Origin of the sequence: Streptomyces sp. NBC_01390 (assembly GCF_045040105.1) — a bacterium.
Classification (GTDB): domain Bacteria; phylum Actinomycetota; class Actinomycetes; order Streptomycetales; family Streptomycetaceae; genus Streptomyces.
In genome coordinates this window covers 10,774,005-10,796,177 of the sequence record NZ_CP109551.1, presented here as the reverse complement: position 1 = coordinate 10,796,177, position 22,173 = coordinate 10,774,005, and the positions used below count along the sequence as shown (strand labels likewise).

The following is a 22,173-nucleotide window of genomic DNA, read 5'->3' as shown; positions in this document are numbered from 1 at the left end:
CCCGCCGTACGCCTCCGGCGCGAGCTGTCCGCGTACGGCGCACCACCACATCCGCACAACCGGACCACCCGTTCGTGGACTCCCGCCGTGCGGGAGTCCCGTACAGACTGAGGGAGTTGACGCGCCACCGCGCCGTCGCGCGGCCTCGCCGCATCCGTGTCCCCGCGCCCCACCTGTCCCAACTCCCATGATTGAAAAGGCAGTTGACGATAGGTTGACGATGTCCGCGCGAGGCAAGTCAGGAGAACTCCGATGACAGAAGGCCGGCCCACCCCCGACCAGGAAGCACTGTCCAAGATCGACACCACGGTGCCCCACTCCGCCCGCATCTGGAACTACTGGATGGGCGGCAAGGACAACTACGAGGTCGACCGCGCGGCAGGCGACGAGTACCGCGAGATCGCCCCCGACATCGAGACGATGGCACGCGCCTCGCGCACCTATCTCATCCGCGCGGTCACCTTCGTGGCCCGCGAGTGCGGCATCCGCCAGTTCCTCGACATCGGCACCGGCCTGCCGACGTACGACAACACGCACCAGGTCGCCCAGAAGGTGGCCCCCGAGTCGCGCATCGTCTACGTCGACAACGACCCGCTCGTCCTGCGGCACGCACAGGCCCTGCTCACCAGCACCCCCGAGGGCACCACCGACTACATCGACGCGGACCTGCACGAACCCGAGAAGATCATCGAGGCGGCTCGCCGGTATCTGGACTTCGACCAGCCGGTGGCGCTGATGCTGATGGGCATCCTCGGCCACATCCAGGACTGGGAGGAGGCCAAGGCGATCACGCGACGCCTCCAGGCGGCCCTGCCGCCGGGCAGCTACTTCGTGCACTACGACAGCACGGACACCGACGAGGAGCTCAAGCGCGCCCAGCAGGGGTACGACGACACGGGCGCCGTCCCGTACGTGCTGCGCAGCCCGGACAAGCTCTCCGCGCTCTACGAGGGTCTGGAACTGGTGGAGCCGGGCATCGTCTCCTGCCCCCTGTGGCGCCCGGAGCCGGGCACCTCTCCGCAGCCGACAGATGTGTACGGAGGCATCGCCTACAAGGCGTAGCCGCTTCCGCTGTACCGGTCGGCCATGTTTAATGTCATCCTGTCGATCGACAGGATTCCTGGCAATAGCCCGACCGAACGGAACCGCATGTCCCTCCTCGCCAGGCCTGCGGTGGCCTCCCTCATCGCCAAGGTGTTGCAACGTCTCGTCATGCTGGCGGACCGACGGCCCAGCGGGCGGGGCTCCGCCGCCGCGTCCCACGCTCGCCTTCCCGAATTCCCGCGTGCCACAGCTGAGTTGACGATCCCGACCTCGGTCGCCCCGGCCCGGGTCGTGGTCTACCGGCCGGCGACCGAGGACCCGGCCCCGCCGGTCCACGTCAACTTCCACGGCGGCGGATTCATCATGCCGTTGACGGAGTCGGACGACGCCTTCTGCCGTGCCGTGGCCGCACTGGCGGGCGTGGTGGTCGTCAACGTCGACTATGTCGTCGCCCCGCAGCACCCGTTCCCGGCCCCGCCCCGGCAGGCGTACGAGGTCGTCCGGTGGATCGCGGCGCACGGCGCCGAGCACGGCTGGGACGGTGCCCGGCTGACCGTGGGCGGGCAGAGCGCCGGCGGCGGTCTCGCCGCGGCCGTGGCCCGCCAGTCCCTGGAGGAGGGCGGCCCCGCGATCGCGCTCCAGGTCCTGCACTACGCGCCCCTCGACCTGGCGACCGCGGCGAAGGACAAGCGGGCGGCGATCGCCAAGCCGATGCTGCGCCCGTGGATGGGCGAGGTGTTCGACAGCGCGTACGTACCGGACCCGCGCGAACGCACCGACCGGCTCGTCTCCCCCGCCCACCCGAAGGAGACCGCGGACCTCAAGGGCATCGCCCCGGCCCTGGTCGTCACCGCGGCGCACGACCGCCTCCGGGCGGAGGCCGTGCGCTACGCCGAGCGGCTGCGCCAGGTGGGATCGCTGGTCGAGCACCTCGACATGGCCGGGGTCGACCACGGCTACGACCTCGACGACGAGGAGAAGGCCCGGGAGGTCTACCCCCTCGTCGCCGACCACGTACGGCAGGCCACGGCGGCCCTCTGACCCCGCGCCGCCGGCCCTCGGCGTTCAGCGCAGGGTGAGCGGGGTCTCCGTCTCGGCCCGGGTCAGTTTCTCCGGGTTGCGGACGTAGTAGAGGCCTGTGACCAGGGCGTTCTCGACGCGCATCGCCAAGATGCCGTCGAGCTCACCGTCCAGGTGCACGACGAGCGCCGGGCCGCCGTTGACCACGGTGGGGGCGACGGTGATCGGGGCCTTGTTCTTGCCCAGGACGCCGACCAGGAACCGGGCCACCTTCTCGGCGCCGGTGATCGGGCGCAGCGCCGCCTGTTTGATTCCACCGCCGTCGTTCACCATGACGACGTCCGGAGCGAGTACTTCCAGGAGAGCCCGCGGGTCCCCGGTCTCCAGTACACGCCGGAACGATTCATGGACGGCCCGGGTCTCCTCGGCCGAGACCTGCCGGCGGGGGCGGCGGGCATCGACGTGCCGACGGGCGCGGTGGGCGATCTGCCGGACGGCCGCGGGAGTCTTGTCGACGGCGGCGGCGATCTCGTCGTAGCCCGTGTCGAAGACCTCGCGGAGCACGAAGACGGCGCGTTCGGTCGGCGAGAGGGTTTCGAGCACCAGCATCAGGGCCATCGAGACGCTCTCGGCGAGTTCGACGTCATCGGCCACGTCCGGCGCGGTGAGCAGCGGCTCGGGCAGCCACTGACCGACGTAGGCCTCCTTGCGTCGGCTCATCGTGCGCAGCCGGTTGAGGGACTGGCGGGTCGTGATCCGGACCAGGTAGGCGCGCTGGTCGCGGACCTGTGCGAGGTCGACCGCGACCCAGCGCAGCCAGGTCTCCTGGAGGACGTCCTCGGCGTCGGCCGCCGACCCGAGCATCTCGTAGGCGACGGTGAAGAGCAGGTTGCGGTGGGCGACGAACGTCTCGGTCGCGGGGTCGGTCCCGGGTGCCGGGTCGGTGCCGGGAGCCGGGTCGGTGCCAGGGCCCGTGGTGCGGTCGCTCATGTCCCGGCCACTGTCCGGCGCGGGGGCTGGCGTCGGCCGCCGTCGGTTCTCGGGCGTGATTCCACAGCAGGGTCCTTTTCGTTGTCGTCGACAGCCGTGCGATCGGCAGGGGAACACTGCCCGGCGCCCGGCGCTGACACGCCGGGCGGTGTCTCAGGCTGCCCGCTCGGCGGTGACCCTTTCCTGGTCGGCCCTGGCCCGGAGGAGCTGGCGGCGCTTGGCGTCCTTGCTCCACCAGGTGTGCGCGCCGGGCTTGCGTGCCTCGTACGACAGCTGCCAGGGGATGCTCCTGCAGATGAGTTCCTTGACCTTTGCGCCGGTCCGGCCGCCGAGGTAGTACCTCTTGGCCGTGTCGTCCCTGCCCATGATCTGGAAGACGCCGGCGTGACGCCCCAGGCTGATGCAGGTGGCGACGAACCCCACGTCGATGGCGGCGGGCCGCTCCCCCGCGATGCGGCTGAGCACCGTCTCGGCGGCCTGCGGGCCCAGCTGGACCGCCGCCTGGCAGCTCATCCGGAACGGCAGGTCCGACGGGGCCGCCGAGTCCCCGGCCGCGACGACGCGCTCGTCGTCGACGCTCGTCAGTGTCTCGTCGGTGAGCAGACGGCCCAGGGCATCGGTGCGCAGTCCGCTGCGGGCTGCCAGGTCCGGCACCCCGAATCCGGCGGTCCAGACGGTCACCGCGCTCGGCAGCTCGCGGCCACCGGCGAGGCGTACGGCGTCGCGGGTCACCTCCGTCACCTTCGTGCCGGGGCCGTCGAGCACGCTCACCCCGAGTGCGGCGAGCCGCCTGGCCACCGCGCGCCGGCCCCGCGGATGGAGGGACAGGCCGAGCAGGCCGCCGCACACCAGGGTCACGGTGCGGCCCTGTTCGGCGAGCTCGGCGGCGGTCTCGATGCCGGTCGGACCGGCGCCGACCACGGTCACCGGGGCCGAGGCGGGCGCGGCGTCGAGGGCCGGCCGGAGCCGCTGTGCCTCCTCCAGGCCGGCGATCGGGTACGCGAACTCGGCGGCGCCGGGGACGCGGGGGTCGGCGCTGCCGCTGCCCACGGCGTAGACCAGGTGGTCGTAGCCGACGGTGGCGCCGCTCTCGAGCGTGACACCGCGCCCGGCCGTGTCGATCCGGGTCACGGTGTCCACCATCAGCCGGACGTCCTGGGCCAGGATCTTCCGGTAGTCGGTGACCGCGTCGTGGGTGCCGCCGACGAGTTGGTGGAGGCGGATCCGGTCGACGAAGGCCGGGCGCGGATTGATCAGGGTGACGGTCACGTCGGCTCGCTGTGTCAGCCGGTTGGCCGCCATGACTCCGGCGTAACCGCCGCCGATCACGACCACTTCGGTGTTGCCGCTCATGGTGTCTCCTCCGCTTCGACGGTCGCCCCTTGGATGGGGTTCGGCCTCAAGACACCGGCTGGGCGAGGGTTGTGACAGGTTCGGGGACTTTTTCTTTCTTTCGCCGAGGGCATGCGCAGCACCTTGCGCAGTTGCCACCCAGTTGGCCCCTGGTTGGTGAGCACTTGGCTCGCCGTTTACGCGCGGATAACCGCCGTTACGGCCACTTCGGCTATCAGGTCAAGCGTCCCGGACTATTGACTCCATCACCCTGCTGTAGCGATCCTCATCACAGATTTGCGCGAGCCATGACAACCTCTGTGCGAGGACGTGAGTGATGACCGAGCCTGCTTTCCCCCCTCGCCCGCGTCGCGGTCGCAGACCCCTTACCGTGCTGCCCCTGCTGCTCGCTGTAATGGCGCTGGTCCTCGGTACGGGGCCCAGCTCGGCGGCCGGCACGGACTGGTGGACGCCGACCGCGCGCCCGACGCCCGACTCCCAGATCAATGTCACGGGTGAGCCCTTCAAGGGCACCAACTCCCAGGGCGAGGTACAGGGGTTCGTCGACGCGCACAACCACCTGTTCTCCAACGAGGCCTTCGGCGGGCGGCTCATCTGCGGGAAGGTCTTCTCCACCAGCGGGATCGCCGACGCGCTCAAGGACTGTCCCGAGCACTACCCCGACGGCACCTTCGCGGTGTTCGACTACATCACCCACGGCGGCGACGGCAAGCACGACCCGGTCGGCTATCCGACGTTCAAGGACTGGCCCGCGTACGACTCGATGACCCATCAGGCGAACTACTACGCCTGGGTCGAGCGTGCCTGGCGCGGCGGCCAGCGTGTGCTGGTCAACGACCTGGTCACCAACGGCATGATCTGCTCGGTCTACTTCTTCAAGGACCGCAGCTGCGACGAGATGACGTCCATCCGCCTCCAGGCGAAACTGACGTACCAGCTCCAGGACTTCATCGACGCCCAGTACGGCGGCACCGGCAAGGGCTGGTTCCGGATCGTCACGGACAGCGCGCAGGCCCGTGAGGTGATCAAGCAGGGCAAGCTGGCCGTCGTCCTCGGTGTCGAGACGTCCGAGCCCTTCGGCTGCAAGCAGATCCTGGACATCGCACAGTGCAGCAAGGCCGACATCGACAAGGGCCTCGACGAGCTGTACGGCCTCGGTGTGCGCAGCATGTTCCTGTGCCACAAGTTCGACAACGCGCTGTGCGGGGTGCGGTTCGACGAGGGCGGTCTCGGTACGGCGATCAACGTCGGCCAGTTCCTGTCGACGGGCACCTTCTGGCAGACGGAGAAGTGCACGTCCGCGATGCACGACAACCCCATCGGCGGCGCCACGGCGACCAGCGCGACGGAGGATCTCCCGGAGGGCACCGAACTGCCCACGTACTCCTCGGACGCGCAGTGCAACAAGCGCGGGCTCACCTCGCTCGGCGAGTACGCGGTGCGCGGCATGGTGAAGCGCAAGATGATGCTGGAGATCGACCACATGGGGGTCAAGGCCGCCGGTCAGGCGATGGACATCTTCGCGGCGGAGGCCTACCCGGGCATCCTCTCCTCGCACAGCTGGATGGACCTCAACTGGACCGACCGGGTCTACGGTCTCGGCGGCTTCATCGCCCAGTACATGCACTCCTCCAAGGAGTTCGTCGCGGAGGCCGCGCGCACCGACGCCCTGCGCACCAAGTACGACAAGGGCTACGGCTACGGCACCGACTTCAACGGCATCGGTGACCACCCCGCCCCGCGCGGCACGGACACCGGTACGACGGTGACGTACCCCTTCACCAGTGTCGACGGCGGCTCGGTGATCGACCGGCAGACCACCGGGTCCCGCACCTGGGACATCAACACGGACGGTGCCGCGCACGTCGGCCTGATCCCGGACTGGATCCAGGACATCCGGCAGGTCGGCGGCGCGGACGCGGTGAGCGACCTGTTCCGGGGCGCCGAGTCCTACCTCGACACCTGGGGCGCCGCGGAGGCCCACAAGGCCGGGGTGAACCTCGCCAAGGGCGTGACGGCTACGGCCAGTTCGTCGGAGTCGAACCCGGTCACCAGCTACCAGCCGGGCCAGGCCGTGGACGGCGACTCGGGCAGCCGTTGGGCGAGCGACTGGAGCGACGACCAGTGGCTCCAGCTCGACCTCGGTTCCACGAACGTGGTCAAGCGGGTCACCCTCGACTGGGAGAAGGCGTTCGGCAAGTCGTACCGCATCGAGGTCTCGACCGACGGGACGACCTGGCAGACCGCCTGGTCCACGACCGCCGGCGACGGCGGCCTGGACACCGCGCAGTTCTCGGGAGTCCCGGCCCGTTATGTGCGCGTCCACGGACTGGATCGGGGCACGGACTGGGGATACTCACTCTACGAAGTAGGTGTCTACAGCAGCTGAGTTCCGACCTAGGGGGAGTTCATGGCACGCAAGCCGTCGGCCGAGCGGCGCCGGCAGCTGACCGAGGCGGCCATCCGCGCGATGACCCGGGACGGCGTCCCCAGGACGACGACCCGGTCCATCGCGGCCGAGGCAGGCGTGTCGCTGAGCGTCTTCCACTACTGCTTCGACTCCAAGCAGGCCCTGATCGAGTCGGTCATCACGACGATCATGGACCACTACGTCGATGTGGTGCGTGAGGCGATCCAGCCCCAGTCCACCCTGCGGGAGACCATCAGGGCGGGCTTCAGGGCGTACTGGGACCATGTGGCGGCCCACCCGGGCCAGCACCTGCTGACGTACGAACTCACCCAGTACGCCCTGCGCGAGCCGGGGTTCGCGCATCTGGCCCGCCGGCAGTACGAGCTGTACGCCGAGACGTACGCCGAACTGCTGGAGCAGCTGCGCGAGACCATGGCGTTCGAACTGAGCGTGCCCGTCCCGGTGTTGGCCCGCTATCTGGCCACGATGACGGACGGGCTGACGCTCAACTTCCTGGCCCTCGGCGACGAGAAGGCCTGCGCGGAGATCCTCGACACGGTCACCGACCATGTGGCCTCCCTCGTCCGGGAGCAGGCCGTACCCGAGTAGCGGGCTACAGGGCTACGGCCAGCAGCCGTTCGGCGTACTCCGTGAGGTACTCCTCCCGCTGCTTCGCCGACGCCTCCCCCGGGGCGCGGGCAACGAACGGCGGGAGGACGTCGAAGCCGAGGCAGCCGAGGATGCCGTGGTGGATGGGCCAGAGGGCGCGGTCCAGGTCCTCGTCGGTACCGCCCTCGCCGTACAGGCCCGAAGTGGTGCCCGTGGTCGTGCACACCAGGGCGCGTCTGCCCTTCAGTTGGCCGGTGCCGTAGGCGCGTCCCTCTCCGTAGGCGAAGCCGCGGGCCATCGTGCGGTCGATCCAACCCTTGAGGATGGCCGGCATTCCGGACCACCACAGCGGGAACTGGAGGATCATCAGATCGCACCGGGTGACCTTCTCCTGCTCCGCGAGGACGTCGGGCGGGGTCTCGTGCGCCGCCGACACGCGTTCCTGCTCGGCCGCGACATCCAGGAAGTCGGGGTCGGTCCAGACTCCGGGGAAGTCCTCGGCGTCGACCGCCGCCTTCCAGCCGAGCCTGTACAGGTCGCTGACCACGACCTCGTGCCCGGCCCGCTTCAGGACGTCCACGGCTCTGACCTTCAACGCGCCGTTGAAGGAGCAGAGTTCGGGGTGGGCGAAAACGATCAGTATGTTCACGGTGGGGGGTCTCCTCAGATCGTCCGTGCTGAGCCGTCGGACCGAGTCGTTGTGTTCAGTTGAATCGTTGTGTTCGCATTGCTGCCCTGTTGGATCAGCTGTTCAGTGGCTTGTCCGTCCTGTCTGTTCTGTCCGTCCTGTCGAGCGGGATGCGCAGGGTGAAGGCGGTCTCGCCGGGGCGGCTGGTCAGGTCGAGGGTGCCGCCGTGCGCCCGGACCAGGGACAGGGCGACCGCGAGTCCGAGACCGCTGCCGCCCCGGTCACGGCTGCGGGCCTTGTCGACCCGGTAGAAACGGTCGAAGACCCGGTCCTGGTCGGCGGCCGGGATGCCGGGGCCCGCGTCGACGACCCGGACCACGGCGTGGCCGTCGTCGACCCGCACCTCCAGGGACACCGCCGTACCTGCGGGCGTGTGCACGGCCGCGTTGGTCAGCAGGTTGTCCAGGACCTGCCGGATACGCAGCGGGTCGAGACGCAGCCGCAGTTCCTTCGGGGGTGCCGTCACCGTCAGGGGGCGTTCCGGGTGGCCCGCGCGGAAGGCGTCCGCCGCCTGGCCGGCCAGTTCGACCAGGTCGGCGCTCTCCGGGCGCAGCGGGGTCTCGACCTGGGCCGCGTCCAGCCGCGCGAGCAGCAGCAGGTCGTCGAGCAGGACACCCATTCGGGCCGCCTCGGCGCGCAGCCGGGCCAGGTGCCTGTCCCGTTCGCCGGGCTCGTTGGCGGCGGCGTACTGGAAGAGGTCCGCGTAGCCCCGTACCGACATCAGGGGTGTGCGCAGCTCGTGCGAGGCGTCGGCGACGAAGCGGCGCAGGCGCTGTTCGGCCTCGGTGCGCACGGCGAGGGAGTCGTCGATGTGTTCGAGCATGGTGTTGAACGCGGTGCGCAGTTCCTCGACCTCGGGGCCGCCGTCGGCCCGGTCGGCGCGTACGGGCAGCCGGGCGGAGTCGGTGAAGTCGTGGGAGGTGATGCCGCGGGCGGTGTGGGCCATGTCGCTGAGCGGCCTGAGGCCGCGGCGCAGCACCGCGCGGCCGAGGACCACGAGGCCGAGGAGGGCGAGCGCGAAGGCGACGACCTGGACCGTGACCAGCCGTTCCATGGTGTCCTCGATGTCCCCCAGGGGAGCCGCGGTGACCAGCACGACCCCGTCCTCGACCTCGCAGGCGCGCAGCCGGTAGCTGGCCCCGCCGATACGTGCGGTGCGCAGCACGGGCTCGGCGCCCGTGGCCCGTACGATCTCGGCGGCGGCGAGGAGTTCACTGGCGTCCGGCGGCAGGTCGGCGGGCTTGCGGAGGACGGGTTCCGGACCCGAGATCTTGTACGAGGCGCTGTACCAGCCCCAGTAGGGCTTGTCCTTGACGCCGCCGTACACCACTACGTCCTTGGCCTGGCTGGTCTGGACGTGCGACATCTGGTCGCTGAGCTGACGTACCAGGTACTCCCGCATGTACATCGAGAGCGACGCGCCGACGACGGCGAACACGACCAGCGAGAGCACGCCCATGCCCAGCGCCAGCCGCGTGCCCAGCCGCAGCCTGCGGTAGTTCTCCCGGGCGCGGCGGATCACTCGCCGACCTGCCGGACCACGTAGCCGACGCCCCGCACGGTGTGGATCAGCGGTTCGTCGTGCTGGTCGGGGTCGTCGAGCTTGCGGCGCAGCCTGCTGACGACCAGTTCCACGACGTTGGAGCGGCCGCCGAAGCCGTACTCCCAGACATGGTCGAGGATCTGCGCCTTGGTGAGGACGGTCGGTGACTTGCGCATCAGGTAGCGCAGCACCTCGTACTCGGTCGGGGTGAGTGTGAGCCGCTTGTCGCCACGCCTCACCTCACGGGTGTCCTCGTCCATCGTGAGGTCGGCCACCCGGAGCACGGAACGCTGGAAACCGGGGCCGGCGCTGCGGCGCAGCACGGTCCGCAGTCTGGCCATCAGCTCCTCCACGGCGAAGGGTTTGACCAGGTAGTCGTCGCCGCCCCGGGTGAGTCCCGCGACCCGGTCGGCGACTCCGTCACGGGCGGTGAGGAAGACCACGGGAACCATCGTGCCCGACAGCCGCAACCGGTCGAGCACGGCGAAGCCGTCGAGACCCGGGAGCATCAGGTCGAGCACCACGATGTCGGGACGGAACTCGGCGGCCCTGGTCAGCGCCTCCTCACCGGAGTACGCGGCGACCGCCTCCCAGCCCTCGTAGCGGGCGACCGTCGCGACCAGGTCGGCGATGGGCGGGTCGTCGTCCACGACGAGAAGTCGTACTTTTTCCACGTGCTCATACTGCTGCACGCCGCTCGCAGCACCATAGCTTCCTCCCCCCGTACGCGTGATCGATAACAACTTGAAAGTCCAACGACAGCTTAATGACAGCTACGGTCGGTCAGACTCGGGGTCCCTGGACCCGATCAAGGAGCACCGTCCGTGACGACCGTCCAATCGCCTCCCGCGCCCCCCACGGCGATACGGCCCAAAGTGGTGGCCCGCGCCGGCCTGTACGCAGTGCTGGCCGCCAATGTCGCCGTCGTGACCGTCTTCTTCGTACAGGCCGGGTTCGCGTCGAACGCGCTGATCGTGCTGGGCCGGCTCGCCGGGCTGTACGGCGCGCTCGTCATGGCCTTCCAGCTGGTGCTGGTGGCCCGTCTGCCGTGGCTGGACCACCGCATCGGCATGGACCGGCTGACCACCTGGCACCGCTGGGTCGGCTTCGGCCTGCTGTGGACACTGATGTCCCACGCGGTGTTCATCACCTTCGGCTACGCCGAGGGCACCTCGATGGGCCCGGTCGACGAGCTGGTGGAGCTGGCCGAGACCACCGAGGGCGTGCTGCGTGCGATCGTCGCCCTCGCCCTGATCATGATCATCGGAGCGGTCTCCGCACGCTACGCCCGCCGCCGGCTCGCCTACGAGACCTGGCACTTCATCCACCTGTACACCTACGTGGCGGTGGTCCTGGCGTTCACCCACCAGGTCGGTGTCGGTACGACGTTCACCTCGTCGTCCGCCGCCACCACGTACTGGTGGGCCCTGTGGAGCGTGGCGCTCGGTTCGGTGTTCCTGGGCCGGGTGGTGCTGCCGCTGCGCAAGAACCTCCGGCACCAGCTGCGCGTCTCGGCCGTCGTCCCCGAGGCCGACAACGTCGTGTCGATCTACATGACCGGCCGCGACCTCGACAAGCTGCCCGCCCGCGCCGGCCAGTTCTTCCTGTGGCGGTTCCTCACCAAGGACCGCTGGTGGCAGGCGAACCCGTTCTCGCTGTCGGCGGCGCCCGACGGCAGGTCGCTGCGCCTGACGGCGAAGGTGGCCGGTGACGGCACCGCCGCCCTGCGGCACATCCCGGTCGGCACCCGGGTCTTCGCCGAGGGCCCGTACGGCGCGTTCACCGCGATGCACCGCACCCGGCCGGAGGCCGTCCTGATCGCCGGCGGTGTGGGTGTCACGCCGATCCGCGCGCTGCTGGAGGAGATCCAGGGCCACGCCGTGGTCATCTACCGGGTCGCCCGGGACCAGGACGCCGTCCTCTACGAGGAGCTGCGGGACATCGCCCACGCCAAGGGCGCCGAGCTGCACCTGGTGTCCGGGCCGGTCGTCCCCGACAGGCTTGCCCCGGAAGCGCTGGCCGAGCTGGTGCCCGACATCGCGGACCGGGACGTCTTCCTGTGCGGGCCGCCGCCCATGATGAACGCGGTGCTGCGCAGCCTGCGGGAGCTGGGCGTGCCCCGGTCGCAGACCCACTTCGAGCGCTTCAGCCTGGCCGGATAAGAGGAACGTCGTGAAACGAGCACTGCCTGTACTGGTCCTGAGCATCGCGGGCCTGGTCCCCGTCTGGCTCTACGAGCCGTCGCTGGGCATCACGTCCTCCGGGGCCTCGACCCCGTCCGTGTCGTCCTCGGCGTCTTCCGGGTCCGCCGGTTCGTCGTCCACGGTCGTCGCCGGCACCACCGTGCCCACCGAGAAGGGTGACGTCCAGGTCGAGGTGACGTTCGCGGGCTCGAAGATCTCCTCGGTGCGGATGCTGAAGCAGCCGAACCACCCGCAGACCACGGCCGCCGTGCCGGTCCTGATCAAGGAGACGCTGGCCGCGCAGAGCGCCGACATCGACACCGTCTCCGGCGCCACCATCACCAGCGACGGTTACCAGAAGTCCCTCCAGGCCGCCATCGACTCCCAGGCGGACTCCGCTGCGTCGTCCCCGTCGCCGTCCGCGTCCACGTCGGCGCCCGCCGCGGAGTCCGCGTCCAAGGTCGTCTCCGGGACCGCGGTGGACACCGAGAAGGGCACCGTGCAGGTCGAGGTGACCTTCGAGGGCGACAAGATCGCCTCCCTGAAGATGCTCCAGCAGCCGAACCACCCGCAGACCACGGCCGCCGTGCCGGTGCTGATCGAGGAGACCCTGGCCGCGCAGAGCTCCGACATCGACACGGTGTCGGGTGCGACCATCACCAGCGACGGCTACAAGGAGTCCCTCCAGGCCGCGATCGACGCGAAGGGCTGAGCGGATGCGGCGCGTCGAACACATCATGGGGTTCCCGATCTCGCTGCGCATCGACGACGAGAACGCTCCGGCACAGGCGGCGGACGCCGTGTTCGCCTGGCTCCACGAGGTCGACGCGCGGTTCAGCCCCTTCAAGCCCGACAGCGAGGTGTCCCGCCTCGACCGGGGCGAGCTGGAGTCCGGCGAACTGAGCGCGGACCTCACCGAGGTACTCGGCCTGTGCGAGGAGTACCGGGTCGCGACCGGGGGCGCGTTCGACGTACGGCTGCCCGGCCGGGGCCTCGATCCGTGCGCGATGGTGAAGGGCTGGGCGGTGCAGCGGGCGGCGGAGCTGCTGGAGAAGGCGGGCGTACGGACGTACTGCCTGAACGCCGGCGGTGACGTGGTCGCCGCCGGGCGCCCCTGGCGGGTCGGTGTACGGCATCCCGAGCACGCCGACCAGCTGTGCACGGTGCTGGAGATAACCGAGGGGGGTGTGGCGACCTCCGCCCGCTATGAGCGGGGCGACCACATCCTCGACGGTCGCACCGGCCGCCCGGCGACCGGGCTGCTGAGCCTGACCGTCGTCGCCCCCACGCTCACGGAGGCGGACGCCACGGCGACGGCCGCGTTCGCGATGGGCGCGGAGGGCGTCGACTGGGCAGCCACACGCAAGGGCTGCGAGGTGTTCGCGGTGGACGCCGACCGGCAGGTGCTCCGGACGCCGGGATTCCCGGTGGCCGCCTGAACGGACCCGGTCGCTGTCGTACGTCCGTGTGGGCGCCCCCCGTTGTCGACGGTGGGCGCCCACTGGCGTTCGGTGACGGTGGGCTCAGTGGCCCCGGGTGATCCACTCCTGGAGGTGCGGTGCCTCGGCCCCGATGGTGGTGGGGTCGCCGTGCCCGGTGAGGACCTTCGTCTCGGGCGGCAGGGCGAGCAGCCGGTCCCGGATCGAGTCGATGATCGTCGGGAAGTGGGAGTAGGAGCGGCCGGTGGCACCCGGGCCACCGTTGAAGAGGGTGTCGCCGGTGAAGACGGTGCCGAGCCCCGGGTCGTAGAGGCAGACCGCGCCCGGTGCGTGTCCGGGCGTGTGCAGGACCGTCAGATCGGCGCCGGCGGCCTCGATCACCTGGCCGTCGGCGAGCCAGGCGTCGGGTTCGCGGTCCGGGTGGGTCTGCTTCCACAGCGGCAGGTCGTCGCGGTGCAGCCAGATGGTGGCGCCGGTGCGATCGGCGAGGTCCGGGGCCGCGTCGATGTGGTCGTTGTGGGCGTGGGTGCACACGATGGCGGTCAGGCGCCGGTCGCCGACGGCCGCCACGATGGCGTCGGCGTCATGGGCGGCGTCGATGACGATCGCCTCGTGGTCGTCGCCGATGATCCACACGTTGTTGTCGACGTCCCACGTGCCGCCGTCGAGGCTGAACTGCCCCGAGGTGACGAGGCGTTCGATACGCGCGGCCATCACAGCACCACCACGGAACGCAGTACGTCGCCGCCGTGCATCCGCTCGAACGCCTTCTCCACGTCGTCGAGTTGGATGGTCTCCGTCACGAACTTCGCCAGGTCCAGGCGGCCTTGGAGGTGCAGGTCGATGAGCATCGGGAAGTCGCGGGAGGGCAGGCAGTCGCCGTACCAGGACGACTTCAGCGAGCCACCGCGCCCGAAGACGTCGATCAGCGGGAGTTCGAGTTTCATCTCCGGCGTCGGCACCCCGACCAGCACCACGGTCCCGGCGAGGTCACGGGCGTAGAAGGCCTGCTTGTACGTCTCCGGGCGGCCGACCGCCTCGATGACGACATCGGCGCCGAAGCCGCCGGTGAGTTCCTGGATCGCCTCGACCGGGTCGGTCTCCTTGGAGTTGACCGTGTGCGTGGCGCCCATCGTGCGGGCGGTGGCCAGTTTCCGGTCGTCGATGTCGACGGCGATGATCTTCGCGGCGCCCGCGAGGTTGGCTCCGGCGATCGCGGCGTCGCCCACGCCTCCGCAGCCGATGACGGCGACCGTGTCACCGCGACCGACGTTCCCGGTGTTGATGGCGGCGCCGATACCGGCCATCACCCCGCACCCCAGCAGCCCGGCCACAGCGGCGGAGACAGACGGGTCGACCTTGGTGCACTGTCCGGCCGCGACGAGGGTCTTCTCGGCGAAGGCGCCGATACCGAGCGCCGGCGACAGCTCCGTGCCGTCGAGCAGGGTCATCTTCTGCTTGGCGTTGTGCGTGTTGAAGCAGTACCACGGGCGCCCACGCAGACAGGCCCGGCAACTCCCGCACACTGCACGCCAGTTGAGGATCACGAAGTCACCGGGAGCCACGTCCGTGACCCCCTCGCCCACCGACTCCACGACCCCGGCGGCCTCATGGCCGAGCAGGAAGGGGAAGTCGTCGTTGATCCCGCCCTGCTTGTAGTGCAGGTCGGTGTGGCACACGCCGCAGGCCTGGATCTGCACCACGGCCTCACCCGGACCGGGGTCCGGCACGACGATCGTCTCGACCCGCACCGGTTCGTTCTTACCCGGTGCGATCACGCCGCGTACTTCCTGCGCCATGGTGCTGAACCCTTCCATCGGCCAATGTTCGGTTCTTCGCTCCGACCCTACGTGCGACCGATCGGTAACGGCACGCCCACCGTGGCGCTCCGGGTCGGCGTGCGTGGCGGACGGGGGACGACCGCCTCTCCGCTCCCCCGGCCGCCGACGTAGGGTGAATGTCCGCCCGACCCGCCGAGGAGCGCCGTGAGCATCGCAGAGCCGAACGCCGGTCCGCCCGCCTGGCGGCTGCTCCTCGGATACGTACGACCGCACCGGTGGACCCTGTTCGCGGGCGCACTGCTGTCGCTGGCCACAGGTGCCGCCGGGCTGGCGCTGCCGCTGGTGGCGCGGGGGCTCATCGACGACCTGTCCCACGACCGGACGATCGCCGGGGCGCTGGTGCTGATGTCGGCGCTGGTCGTCACCAACGCGGCGCTGGGCGCGCTGGGTTCGTACGTCCTGCGGCGTACCGCCGAGTCGGTGGTACTGGGTGCCCGGCGGGCGTTGTCCTCGTATCTGCTGCGGCTGCGGATACCGGCCGTGGACCGGACCGAGCCCGGCGATCTGATGGCCCGGGTCACCTCGGACACGACCCTGCTGCGCGAGGTCACCACCGACTCGCTCGTCGGTCTCGGCACCGGCGGCCTCACCCTGGTGGCGACGGTCGTGATGATGGGCCTGGTGGACCCGGTGCTGCTGGGCGTCACCCTGGCCGTGATCGTGGCGGCGGGGACCGTGCTCGGGGTGATCGTGCCGCGTATCAACAAGGCGAGCCGGCGGGCGCAGGACGCGGTCGGCGTCATGGGCGCCTCGCTGGAACGGGTGCTGGGCGCGCTGCGCACGATCAAGGCGTCCGGCGCCGAGCACCGCGAGGAGCAACGGCTGCACGCGGCGGCCGAGGAGTCGTGGAAGCAGAGCGTGCGGGCCGCCAAGTGGGCGGCCGCGGCGGGCAACACGGCCGGCCTCGCGATGCAGATCGCCTTCATCACCGTGCTCGCGGTGGGCGGCGCGCGGGTGGCGACCGGCGCGGTCGAGGTCGGCACACTGGTCGCGTTCCTCCTCTACGTCTTCTATCTGATGTCGCCGATCCAGCAGGTCGTGGGCGCGATCACGCAGTACCAGACGGGTGCCGCGGCCCTCACCCGCATCCAGGAGGCCCTCGCCCTGCCCTCCGAACCGTCGTCGGCCCGCCCCACTCCCCTTCCAACCGGCGACGCCGAACCGGCTGCACTCGCCTTCGACGACGTCCGCTTCCGCTACGCCGACGATCTCCCGTACGTCCACCACGGCGTGACGTTCGCCGTGCCGCCCCGGGGAATGACGGCGTTCGTCGGCCCGTCCGGCGCCGGCAAGACGACCGTTTTCTCGCTCATCGAACGGTTCTACGACCCCGAGTCCGGTGTCATCACCCTCGACGGCCGTGACGCCGCCGACTGGGAACTGGCCGAACTCCGTTCCGCCATCGGCTATGTCGAGCAGGACGCGCCCGTGCTGTCGGGCTCGTTGCGCGACAACCTGCTCCTGGGCAACCCGGAGGCCGACGAGGAGGCGGTCACGCGCGTGGTGAAGACGACCCGGCTCGACGGTCTGGTGGCCCGGCTGCCGCGCGGCCTCGACACCCTGGTCGGGCATCGCGGCACCAAACTGTCGGGCGGTGAACGTCAGCGGGTGGCCATCGCCCGCGCGCTGCTGCGCCGCCCCCGGCTGCTCCTGCTCGACGAGGCGACCTCGCAGCTGGACGCGGTGAACGAGGCGGCGCTGCGCGACACGGTCGCGGATGTCGCCCGTACGACGACCGTTCTCGTCGTCGCCCACCGGCTGTCGACGGTGACGATGGCGGACCGGATCGTGGTGATGGACGCGGGGCGCGTCCGCGCGGTCGGCACCCACCGTGAACTCGTCGCCGGGGACCCTCTGTACGCCGAGCTGGCGGCGACGCAGTTCCTGGCGACCACCGGCTGAGCGCACGCGGTCCGTGGAACGCTCAGCTCTCCAGCCTGCGCAGCCGTTCCGTGTCGCAGGTGCGGGGGCAGGTGGAACAGGCGTCGTCCGGGCGGATCGTGTAGTAGAGGCAGCAGCCGGTACGGGTGCGGGTCGGGTGGCGGCGCCCCGAGGAGTCGGTGAGGTGGCGGAAGTCGGCGCCACCGGGGTACGGGGAGACAGCGGAGGGCAGCAGTTCGCCGGCCGCGCGGACGGCGTCGTCCTCCCGGCCGAGCACCCTCCCCAGGTACCAGATCCCGGAGACCAGGTCGTCGGAGACCAGGCCCCACAGGGCGCGTGATCCCCGGCGGGCGATCGGGCCGAGTGCGGTGAGCAGCGGGGCCATGTGGTCGGCGACGGCCGAGCGCAACTCGGTGCGCAGCGCCTCCTCGTGCGGGAGCACGGTGACTCCGGGGAGGGTCGCGGCGGGGTCTCCCGGGAGGCAGGACAGGGCGGAACCCGGTGTGATCTTGTACACGCCGCTGGAGAGGTCCAACCGGACGTCCTGCGGCCGGATGCGTGGCACGCGTCGCTCCAGGTACCAGACGCCGCTCATCAGCAGGCCGACCGACCAGGCGTAGTCGTGCAGGGCGCGGGAGGCGGCGACGTGCGGGCGGGCCGTGTGCCCATAGCGCTCCTGGATCCGCGTGGCCTCGGCCTCGACGAAGGACTCCAGTCCCTCCTGACTTGTCGTCAATTCCACTCCGCTGAGACCTACTTGAGGGCCAGTCATGTCGGAGTGCGCCACCTGCACGGTGAGTACGTCGCAGAGGTCGGCGAGGCGTCGGTAGGAGCCGCCGAGCACACGCGCGGCGGTGCCGGCCGACGAGGCCTCCAGGTCGACAGTCATCGATACTCCTGCGCGGCGAGGTTCAGCTGGGGTTAGATAGGCAAGCCTTACCTTATCGACAAGATCACAAGGCGGCGACCACCGATGCCCCCACTTCGACGATCAAGGCCCCGATCAGGGGCTATGCACCTCACAGCGTTCCCATGGCCGGTTGAAAAGTAAAGTATGCCTAACCTAAGCTCCGGCTCGTGACTGCGACCCGACCGGGTGCACCGATCGGTGCACCCTTCCGTGCCCTGAGGCACATCCCGATCCTTCTCACCGGCCTCGGGGCCCTGACCCTGTGCGCGGCGCTGAGCCTCGCCCTCGGTGCGCGCTCGGTGCCCCTGTCGACGGTGGCCGACGCACTCTTCGGCCACGCCCAGGGAAGAGACGCGCTCGTGGTGACCGGGCTGCGGCTGCCGCGTACCGTCATCGGGCTCGCGGTCGGGGCGGCGCTCGGGGTCGCCGGGGCGGTCACCCAGGGCATCACCCGCAACCCGCTCACCTCGCCGACCACCCTCGGAATCAACGCGGGTGCCGGTTTCGCGGTGGTGGTCGCCATCTTCGCGCTGAAGCTGAGCGACCCGGTCGAGTACGTGTGGTTCGCCTTCGCGGGCGCGGCCGGTGCCGCTCTCCTCGCCCAGGCGCTGGCCCGCCGGGCGGGCGACATCGACCCGGTTCGGCTCGCGCTCGGCGGCACCGTCCTCCAACTCGTCCTCCTCTCCTGGACGTCGGCGGTCATGCTCCTGAACCAGCGCACCCTGGACGAGGCCCGCTTCTGGCTGGCGGGCTCGCTCTCCGGGCGCACTCTCGACACCCTCTGGCCAGTGCTGCCCACGCTGTTGCTGGGCCTGGTGGTGGCGCTCGCGGTCGCGCCCGCCCTCAACGCCCTTGCCCTGGGTGACGATTCGGCGCAGGCGCTGGGCGTCCCGGTGGCCCGGATCCGGCTGGCGGGCGGTATCGCCGTCGTCCTGCTCGCCGGTTCCGCGGTGGCCGTCGCGGGCCCGATCGCGTTCATCGGCCTGGCGGCACCTCATCTCGTACGCCCGCTGCTGGGCGGCGACCACCGCCTCCTGGTCCCCGGGTGCCTGATCGCGGGGCCGCTGCTCCTGCTCTCGGCCGACATTGTGGGCCGGCTGGTCATCCGCCCCTCGGAACTGGAGGTCGGCATCGTGACCGCGTTCCTGGGCGCGCCCCTGCTGGCGCTGCTGGCAAGGAAGGTGACCCGATGAACGCCGCCACGACTGTCGCGCGTACGACAGCCGGTTCCCGCGTCCGGTCGAGTTGTCGTGTACCGCTCTACGCAGGCTTCGGCGTCGTCGCGGTCTTCGCGCTGCTCACCGTTGCCCTGACGACGGGTGAGATGAGCATGCCGGCCGGTACCGCGCTCCGGGCGCTGGTCGGGCTCGGGGACTCCGGGGACGTGCTGGTGGTCCAGCAGTTCCGGGCGCCCCGGGCCTTCGCCGCCCTGGTCGCCGGCGCCGGGCTCGGTGTCGCCGGGTGTGTACTGCAGCGGCTGTTCCGCAATCCGCTGGCCTCGCCCGACGTCATGGGCGTGACCGGCGGTGCGTCGCTCGGCGCGGTCTCGCTCATCGCGGCCGGTGCCTCCCAGACGCTGATCCCGGTGGGCGCGCTGGCCGGGGGGCTTCTCTCCGCCCTGCTGCTCGGCGTGTTCGCCTGGCGCTCGGGGGTCGCGGTGACCCGGCTGGTGCTGACCGGGCTCGCCGTGCAGGCGGGGCTCGCCGCCGCCGTGAACCTGCTGATCGTGCGCTTCCCGGCCGAGCTGGCCGGCTCCGCGCTCCAGTGGACCACCGGTTCGGTGTACGGGCGGACGTGGACGGAGGTGTGGGGAGCGGGCGGCGCCATGGTGGCCGCGCTCGCCGTCACCCTCGTACTGCACCGGCGGCTCGCCGTGCTGGACCTCGGGGACGACTCGGCGGGCGCGCTCGGCTTGAACACCTCTGCCGCCCGGCTCCAACTCCTCTTCGTCGCCGTCGCGTTGGCGTCCCTGGCCGCCGCGCTCGCCGGCCCGGTGACGTTCGTCGCCCTCGCCGTCCCGCATGTCGTCCGCTTCCTCACCGGCCCGCCGACCGCCGTCTCCCTGGCGCTGGCCGCTCTCACCGGGGGCGTACTGCTGCTCGCCTCAGACCTGGTGGTCCAGCATCTGCTGCCCGTCGAGGGGCTGCCGGTCGGGGCGGTCACCGCCACACTCGGCGCACCCTGGCTGCTGGTGCTGATGTTCCGTCAGAGCAAGCCCGTCCACAGGAGTCACGCATGAACGCCCGGCCGGACACCGTCAACCAGCTGCGCACCCGGGCGCTCGATCTGCGCTACGGCGACCGCCTCGTCGTCGGCGGGCTCGACCTGACCCTCCCCGGCGGTGCCGTCACCGCCATCGTCGGCCCCAACGCCTGTGGGAAATCAACCCTGTTGAGAGGACTGAGCCGACTGCTCTCACCCGCCGCCGGTACCGTCACCCTCGACGGCTCCGACATCCACCGGATGTCCGCGAAGGCGCTGGCCCTGCGGATGGGACTGCTGCCGCAGCAGCCGGTCACCCCGGAGGCGATCACCGTCGAGGCGCTCGTGCGCCTCGGCCGGTATCCGCACCAGCGCCTCCTGGCCCCGTGGTCGACGGCCGACCAGCGAGCGGTCGACGAGGCCCTGGAGCGCACCGGCACGACCGCGCTGCGCGACCAGCCCGTCGACCGGCTCTCCGGCGGGCAGCGCCAACGCGCCTGGATCGCCCTGGCGTTGGCGCAGGACACCGAGCTGCTCCTGCTCGACGAACCGACCACCTTCCTCGACCTGCGCCACCAGCTCGACGTACTCGATCTGGTCGCCGCACTGCACGCCGAGGCGGGCCGCACCGTGGTGATGGTGTTGCACGACCTCGGACAGGCCGCCCGTTACGCGGACCACATGGTGGTCCTCAAGGACGGCCGCCTCGCCGCCGCCGGCCCACCCGCCGACGTGCTCGACGCGGAGCTCGTCAAGTCCGTGTTCGACGTGGACTGCCGGGTCATACCCGACCCGGAGACCGGCACCCCGCTGGTCATCCCCAAGGGCAGCGCGGTGCGGCACTCCGCCGCGACCGCCTGACCCGCCCGTACCGCCGTAATCGACAGAAAGACCAACCCCCCTCATGCGCAACACCCGTTCACTGCCCGGAATGAGCCGGTTCGGCCGTCTTGGGCGCCTGCTGGCTCTGCTCCTCGCCGTCGTACTCGGCACCGCCGTGCTCGCAGCCTGCGGCAGCGGCGACGCTGACGACAAGGGCGGCAAGGGCACCGACACGGCCGCCGATGCCGCCGCCGACACCGCCGGGTTCCCCCGCACTCTCAAGACCGTCATGGGCGATGTGAAGATCCCCGCCAAGCCGAAGCGGGTCGTCGTGCTCGACACCGGCGAGCTGGACGACGTCACCCTCCTCGGCATCGATCCGGTCGGCGCGGTCGCCCCGCACTTCAAGTCCGAGGGCGGCTTCCCGACGTATCTGAAGGGCGAGTTGAGCGACACGAAGGACGTCGGTCCGCTTCTGGAGCCGAACCTCGAACTGATCGCCTCCCTCAAGCCGGACCTGATCCTGTCCTCGAAGGTCCGCCACGAGGCGATCTACAGCAAGCTCAGCGCCATCGCGCCCACCGTCTTCACGGAGACCACCGGCGGTGTCTGGAAGCAGAATCTGAAGGTACACGCCGAGGCCCTCGGCCTGGAGACCGAGGCCGCGGCCAAGCTCAAGGAGTACGAGACTCAGGCCAAGGCGCTCGGTGAGGCCATCAGGGCGAAGGACAAGGGCACCATGCCGACCGCGTCCGTGGTCCGCTTCATCGCCGGTCCGACCCGTCTCTACCAGTCCAACTCCTACAGCGGTGTCGTCCTCGGCGACATCGGCCTGGTCCGCCCGAAGTCGCAGGTCTCCACCGACCCCGAGGTCACGATGAAGGACGTCAGCCCGGAGCAGATCGACCAGGCCGACGCCGACCTGATCTTCGTCACCGCCGCCGACACCGAGGACAAGACGCAGAAGCAGCAGGTCGTCACCAACCCGGTCTGGAAGAGCCTGCCCGCCGTCAAGGACGGCAAGGTCTTCGAGGTCCCGGACGAGATCTGGATGTCCGGCATCGGCGTCCAGGCCGCCGAGCAGATGCTCGCCGACGTGGCCAGGGCCACCGGCGTGGATCTCCCGAAGAAGTAATTCCCGCTGTACGGGGGCGGGGCGCGCCCTTCTGCACGCGCCCCGCCCCCGGGCCCCGACCCGGGCCACAACCCCCCACCCGCTAGCGGAAGTTGCTCCACAC

Annotated in this window: 20 protein-coding genes; 12 read left to right on the top strand and 8 right to left on the bottom strand. The window is 70.5% G+C overall.

The window, feature by feature from the left end; genetic code table 11:
- The first annotated feature begins 252 nt into the window (after window positions 1-252).
- Both OG241_RS48085 and OG241_RS48080 read left to right on the top strand, forming a co-directional pair.
- Window positions 253-1,062: an SAM-dependent methyltransferase gene (locus OG241_RS48085; protein WP_405825255.1), complete on the top strand. Its 810-nt coding sequence runs from the start codon at window positions 253-255 to the stop codon at window positions 1,060-1,062.
- A gap of 87 nt (window positions 1,063-1,149) precedes the next feature.
- On the top strand, window positions 1,150-2,085 hold the full coding sequence (locus OG241_RS48080; RefSeq protein WP_405825253.1) for an alpha/beta hydrolase fold domain-containing protein: 936 nt from the start codon (window positions 1,150-1,152) through the stop codon (window positions 2,083-2,085).
- Between the two features lie 24 nt (window positions 2,086-2,109).
- Here OG241_RS48080 and OG241_RS48075 read toward each other — a convergent pair whose 3' ends face one another.
- Both OG241_RS48075 and OG241_RS48070 read right to left on the bottom strand, forming a co-directional pair.
- Entirely contained in the window at window positions 2,110-3,054 is a 945-nt protein-coding gene (locus OG241_RS48075; protein WP_405825251.1) for an RNA polymerase sigma-70 factor, read from the bottom strand.
- A gap of 153 nt (window positions 3,055-3,207) precedes the next feature.
- Window positions 3,208-4,407 carry an NAD(P)/FAD-dependent oxidoreductase gene (locus tag OG241_RS48070; RefSeq protein ID WP_405825249.1) on the bottom strand — a complete coding sequence of 400 codons (1,200 nt, stop codon included), beginning with the start codon at window positions 4,405-4,407 and terminating at the stop codon, window positions 3,208-3,210.
- 394 nt (window positions 4,408-4,801) lie between these two features.
- Here OG241_RS48070 and OG241_RS48065 point away from each other — a divergent pair, with 394 nt between their 5' ends.
- On the top strand, window positions 4,802-6,796 hold the full coding sequence (locus OG241_RS48065) for a discoidin domain-containing protein (protein WP_405826840.1): 1,995 nt from the start codon (window positions 4,802-4,804) through the stop codon (window positions 6,794-6,796).
- A 21-nt stretch (window positions 6,797-6,817) separates the two neighbouring features.
- Complete coding sequence (locus tag OG241_RS48060) at window positions 6,818-7,426, top strand: TetR/AcrR family transcriptional regulator (protein WP_405825248.1); 609 nt, start codon at window positions 6,818-6,820, stop codon at window positions 7,424-7,426.
- A gap of 4 nt (window positions 7,427-7,430) precedes the next feature.
- Here OG241_RS48060 and OG241_RS48055 read toward each other — a convergent pair whose 3' ends face one another.
- The 3 genes from OG241_RS48055 to OG241_RS48045 form a co-directional block, all read right to left on the bottom strand.
- On the bottom strand, window positions 7,431-8,075 hold the full coding sequence (locus OG241_RS48055; protein ID WP_405825246.1) for an NAD(P)H-dependent oxidoreductase: 645 nt from the start codon (window positions 8,073-8,075) through the stop codon (window positions 7,431-7,433).
- Between the two features lie 94 nt (window positions 8,076-8,169).
- The gene (locus OG241_RS48050) at window positions 8,170-9,636 is read right to left on the bottom strand and encodes a sensor histidine kinase (protein WP_405825244.1); all 1,467 of its coding nucleotides are present in this window, start codon (window positions 9,634-9,636) and stop codon (window positions 8,170-8,172) included.
- Window positions 9,633-10,331, bottom strand: a complete 699-nt coding sequence (locus OG241_RS48045) for a response regulator transcription factor (protein WP_319090827.1) — start codon at window positions 10,329-10,331, stop codon at window positions 9,633-9,635. The genes OG241_RS48050 and OG241_RS48045 overlap by 4 nt, the downstream gene beginning before the upstream one ends.
- A gap of 150 nt (window positions 10,332-10,481) precedes the next feature.
- Between OG241_RS48045 and OG241_RS48040 the strand changes: the two genes are divergently transcribed.
- The 3 genes from OG241_RS48040 to OG241_RS48030 are packed head-to-tail and all read left to right on the top strand — an operon-like array spanning window position 10,482 to window position 13,279.
- Window positions 10,482-11,819 carry a ferric reductase-like transmembrane domain-containing protein gene (locus OG241_RS48040; RefSeq protein ID WP_405825242.1) on the top strand — a complete coding sequence of 446 codons (1,338 nt, stop codon included), beginning with the start codon at window positions 10,482-10,484 and terminating at the stop codon, window positions 11,817-11,819.
- A 10-nt stretch (window positions 11,820-11,829) separates the two neighbouring features.
- Complete coding sequence (locus OG241_RS48035; RefSeq protein ID WP_405825240.1) at window positions 11,830-12,552, top strand: FMN-binding protein; 723 nt, start codon at window positions 11,830-11,832, stop codon at window positions 12,550-12,552.
- A gap of 4 nt (window positions 12,553-12,556) precedes the next feature.
- Window positions 12,557-13,279: an FAD:protein FMN transferase gene (locus tag OG241_RS48030; RefSeq protein WP_405825238.1), complete on the top strand. Its 723-nt coding sequence runs from the start codon at window positions 12,557-12,559 to the stop codon at window positions 13,277-13,279.
- An 84-nt stretch (window positions 13,280-13,363) separates the two neighbouring features.
- Here the strand turns inward: OG241_RS48030 and OG241_RS48025 are convergent, their stop codons facing one another.
- Window positions 13,364-13,993, bottom strand: coding sequence for an MBL fold metallo-hydrolase (locus OG241_RS48025; protein ID WP_405825237.1), 630 nt, complete (start codon window positions 13,991-13,993; stop codon window positions 13,364-13,366).
- Window positions 13,993-15,078: an S-(hydroxymethyl)mycothiol dehydrogenase gene (locus OG241_RS48020; RefSeq protein ID WP_405826838.1), complete on the bottom strand. Its 1,086-nt coding sequence runs from the start codon at window positions 15,076-15,078 to the stop codon at window positions 13,993-13,995. Before OG241_RS48020 ends, OG241_RS48025 begins: the two co-directional genes overlap by 1 nt.
- Window positions 15,079-15,264: 186 nt before the next feature.
- On the opposite strand from OG241_RS48020, the gene OG241_RS48015 reads away from it, so the two are divergent.
- The gene (locus tag OG241_RS48015; RefSeq protein WP_405825236.1) at window positions 15,265-17,022 is read left to right on the top strand and encodes an ABC transporter ATP-binding protein; all 1,758 of its coding nucleotides are present in this window, start codon (window positions 15,265-15,267) and stop codon (window positions 17,020-17,022) included.
- Window positions 17,023-17,044: 22 nt separating this feature from the next.
- Here the strand turns inward: OG241_RS48015 and OG241_RS48010 are convergent, their stop codons facing one another.
- A complete protein-coding gene (locus OG241_RS48010) occupies window positions 17,045-17,890 on the bottom strand; it encodes a (2Fe-2S)-binding protein (protein WP_405825234.1) in 846 nt (281 codons plus the stop codon).
- A gap of 188 nt (window positions 17,891-18,078) precedes the next feature.
- Here OG241_RS48010 and OG241_RS48005 point away from each other — a divergent pair, with 188 nt between their 5' ends.
- The 4 genes from OG241_RS48005 to OG241_RS47990 are packed head-to-tail and all read left to right on the top strand — an operon-like array spanning window position 18,079 to window position 22,070.
- A complete protein-coding gene (locus OG241_RS48005) occupies window positions 18,079-19,104 on the top strand; it encodes a FecCD family ABC transporter permease (RefSeq protein ID WP_405825232.1) in 1,026 nt (341 codons plus the stop codon).
- Window positions 19,101-20,150 carry a FecCD family ABC transporter permease gene (locus OG241_RS48000; protein ID WP_405825230.1) on the top strand — a complete coding sequence of 350 codons (1,050 nt, stop codon included), beginning with the start codon at window positions 19,101-19,103 and terminating at the stop codon, window positions 20,148-20,150. The genes OG241_RS48005 and OG241_RS48000 overlap by 4 nt, the downstream gene beginning before the upstream one ends.
- Window positions 20,147-20,974 carry an ABC transporter ATP-binding protein gene (locus tag OG241_RS47995; protein WP_405825228.1) on the top strand — a complete coding sequence of 276 codons (828 nt, stop codon included), beginning with the start codon at window positions 20,147-20,149 and terminating at the stop codon, window positions 20,972-20,974. Before OG241_RS48000 ends, OG241_RS47995 begins: the two co-directional genes overlap by 4 nt.
- Before the next feature lie 43 nt (window positions 20,975-21,017).
- Window positions 21,018-22,070, top strand: coding sequence for an ABC transporter substrate-binding protein (locus OG241_RS47990; RefSeq protein ID WP_405825227.1), 1,053 nt, complete (start codon window positions 21,018-21,020; stop codon window positions 22,068-22,070).
- The last annotated feature ends 103 nt before the right edge of the window (window positions 22,071-22,173 follow it).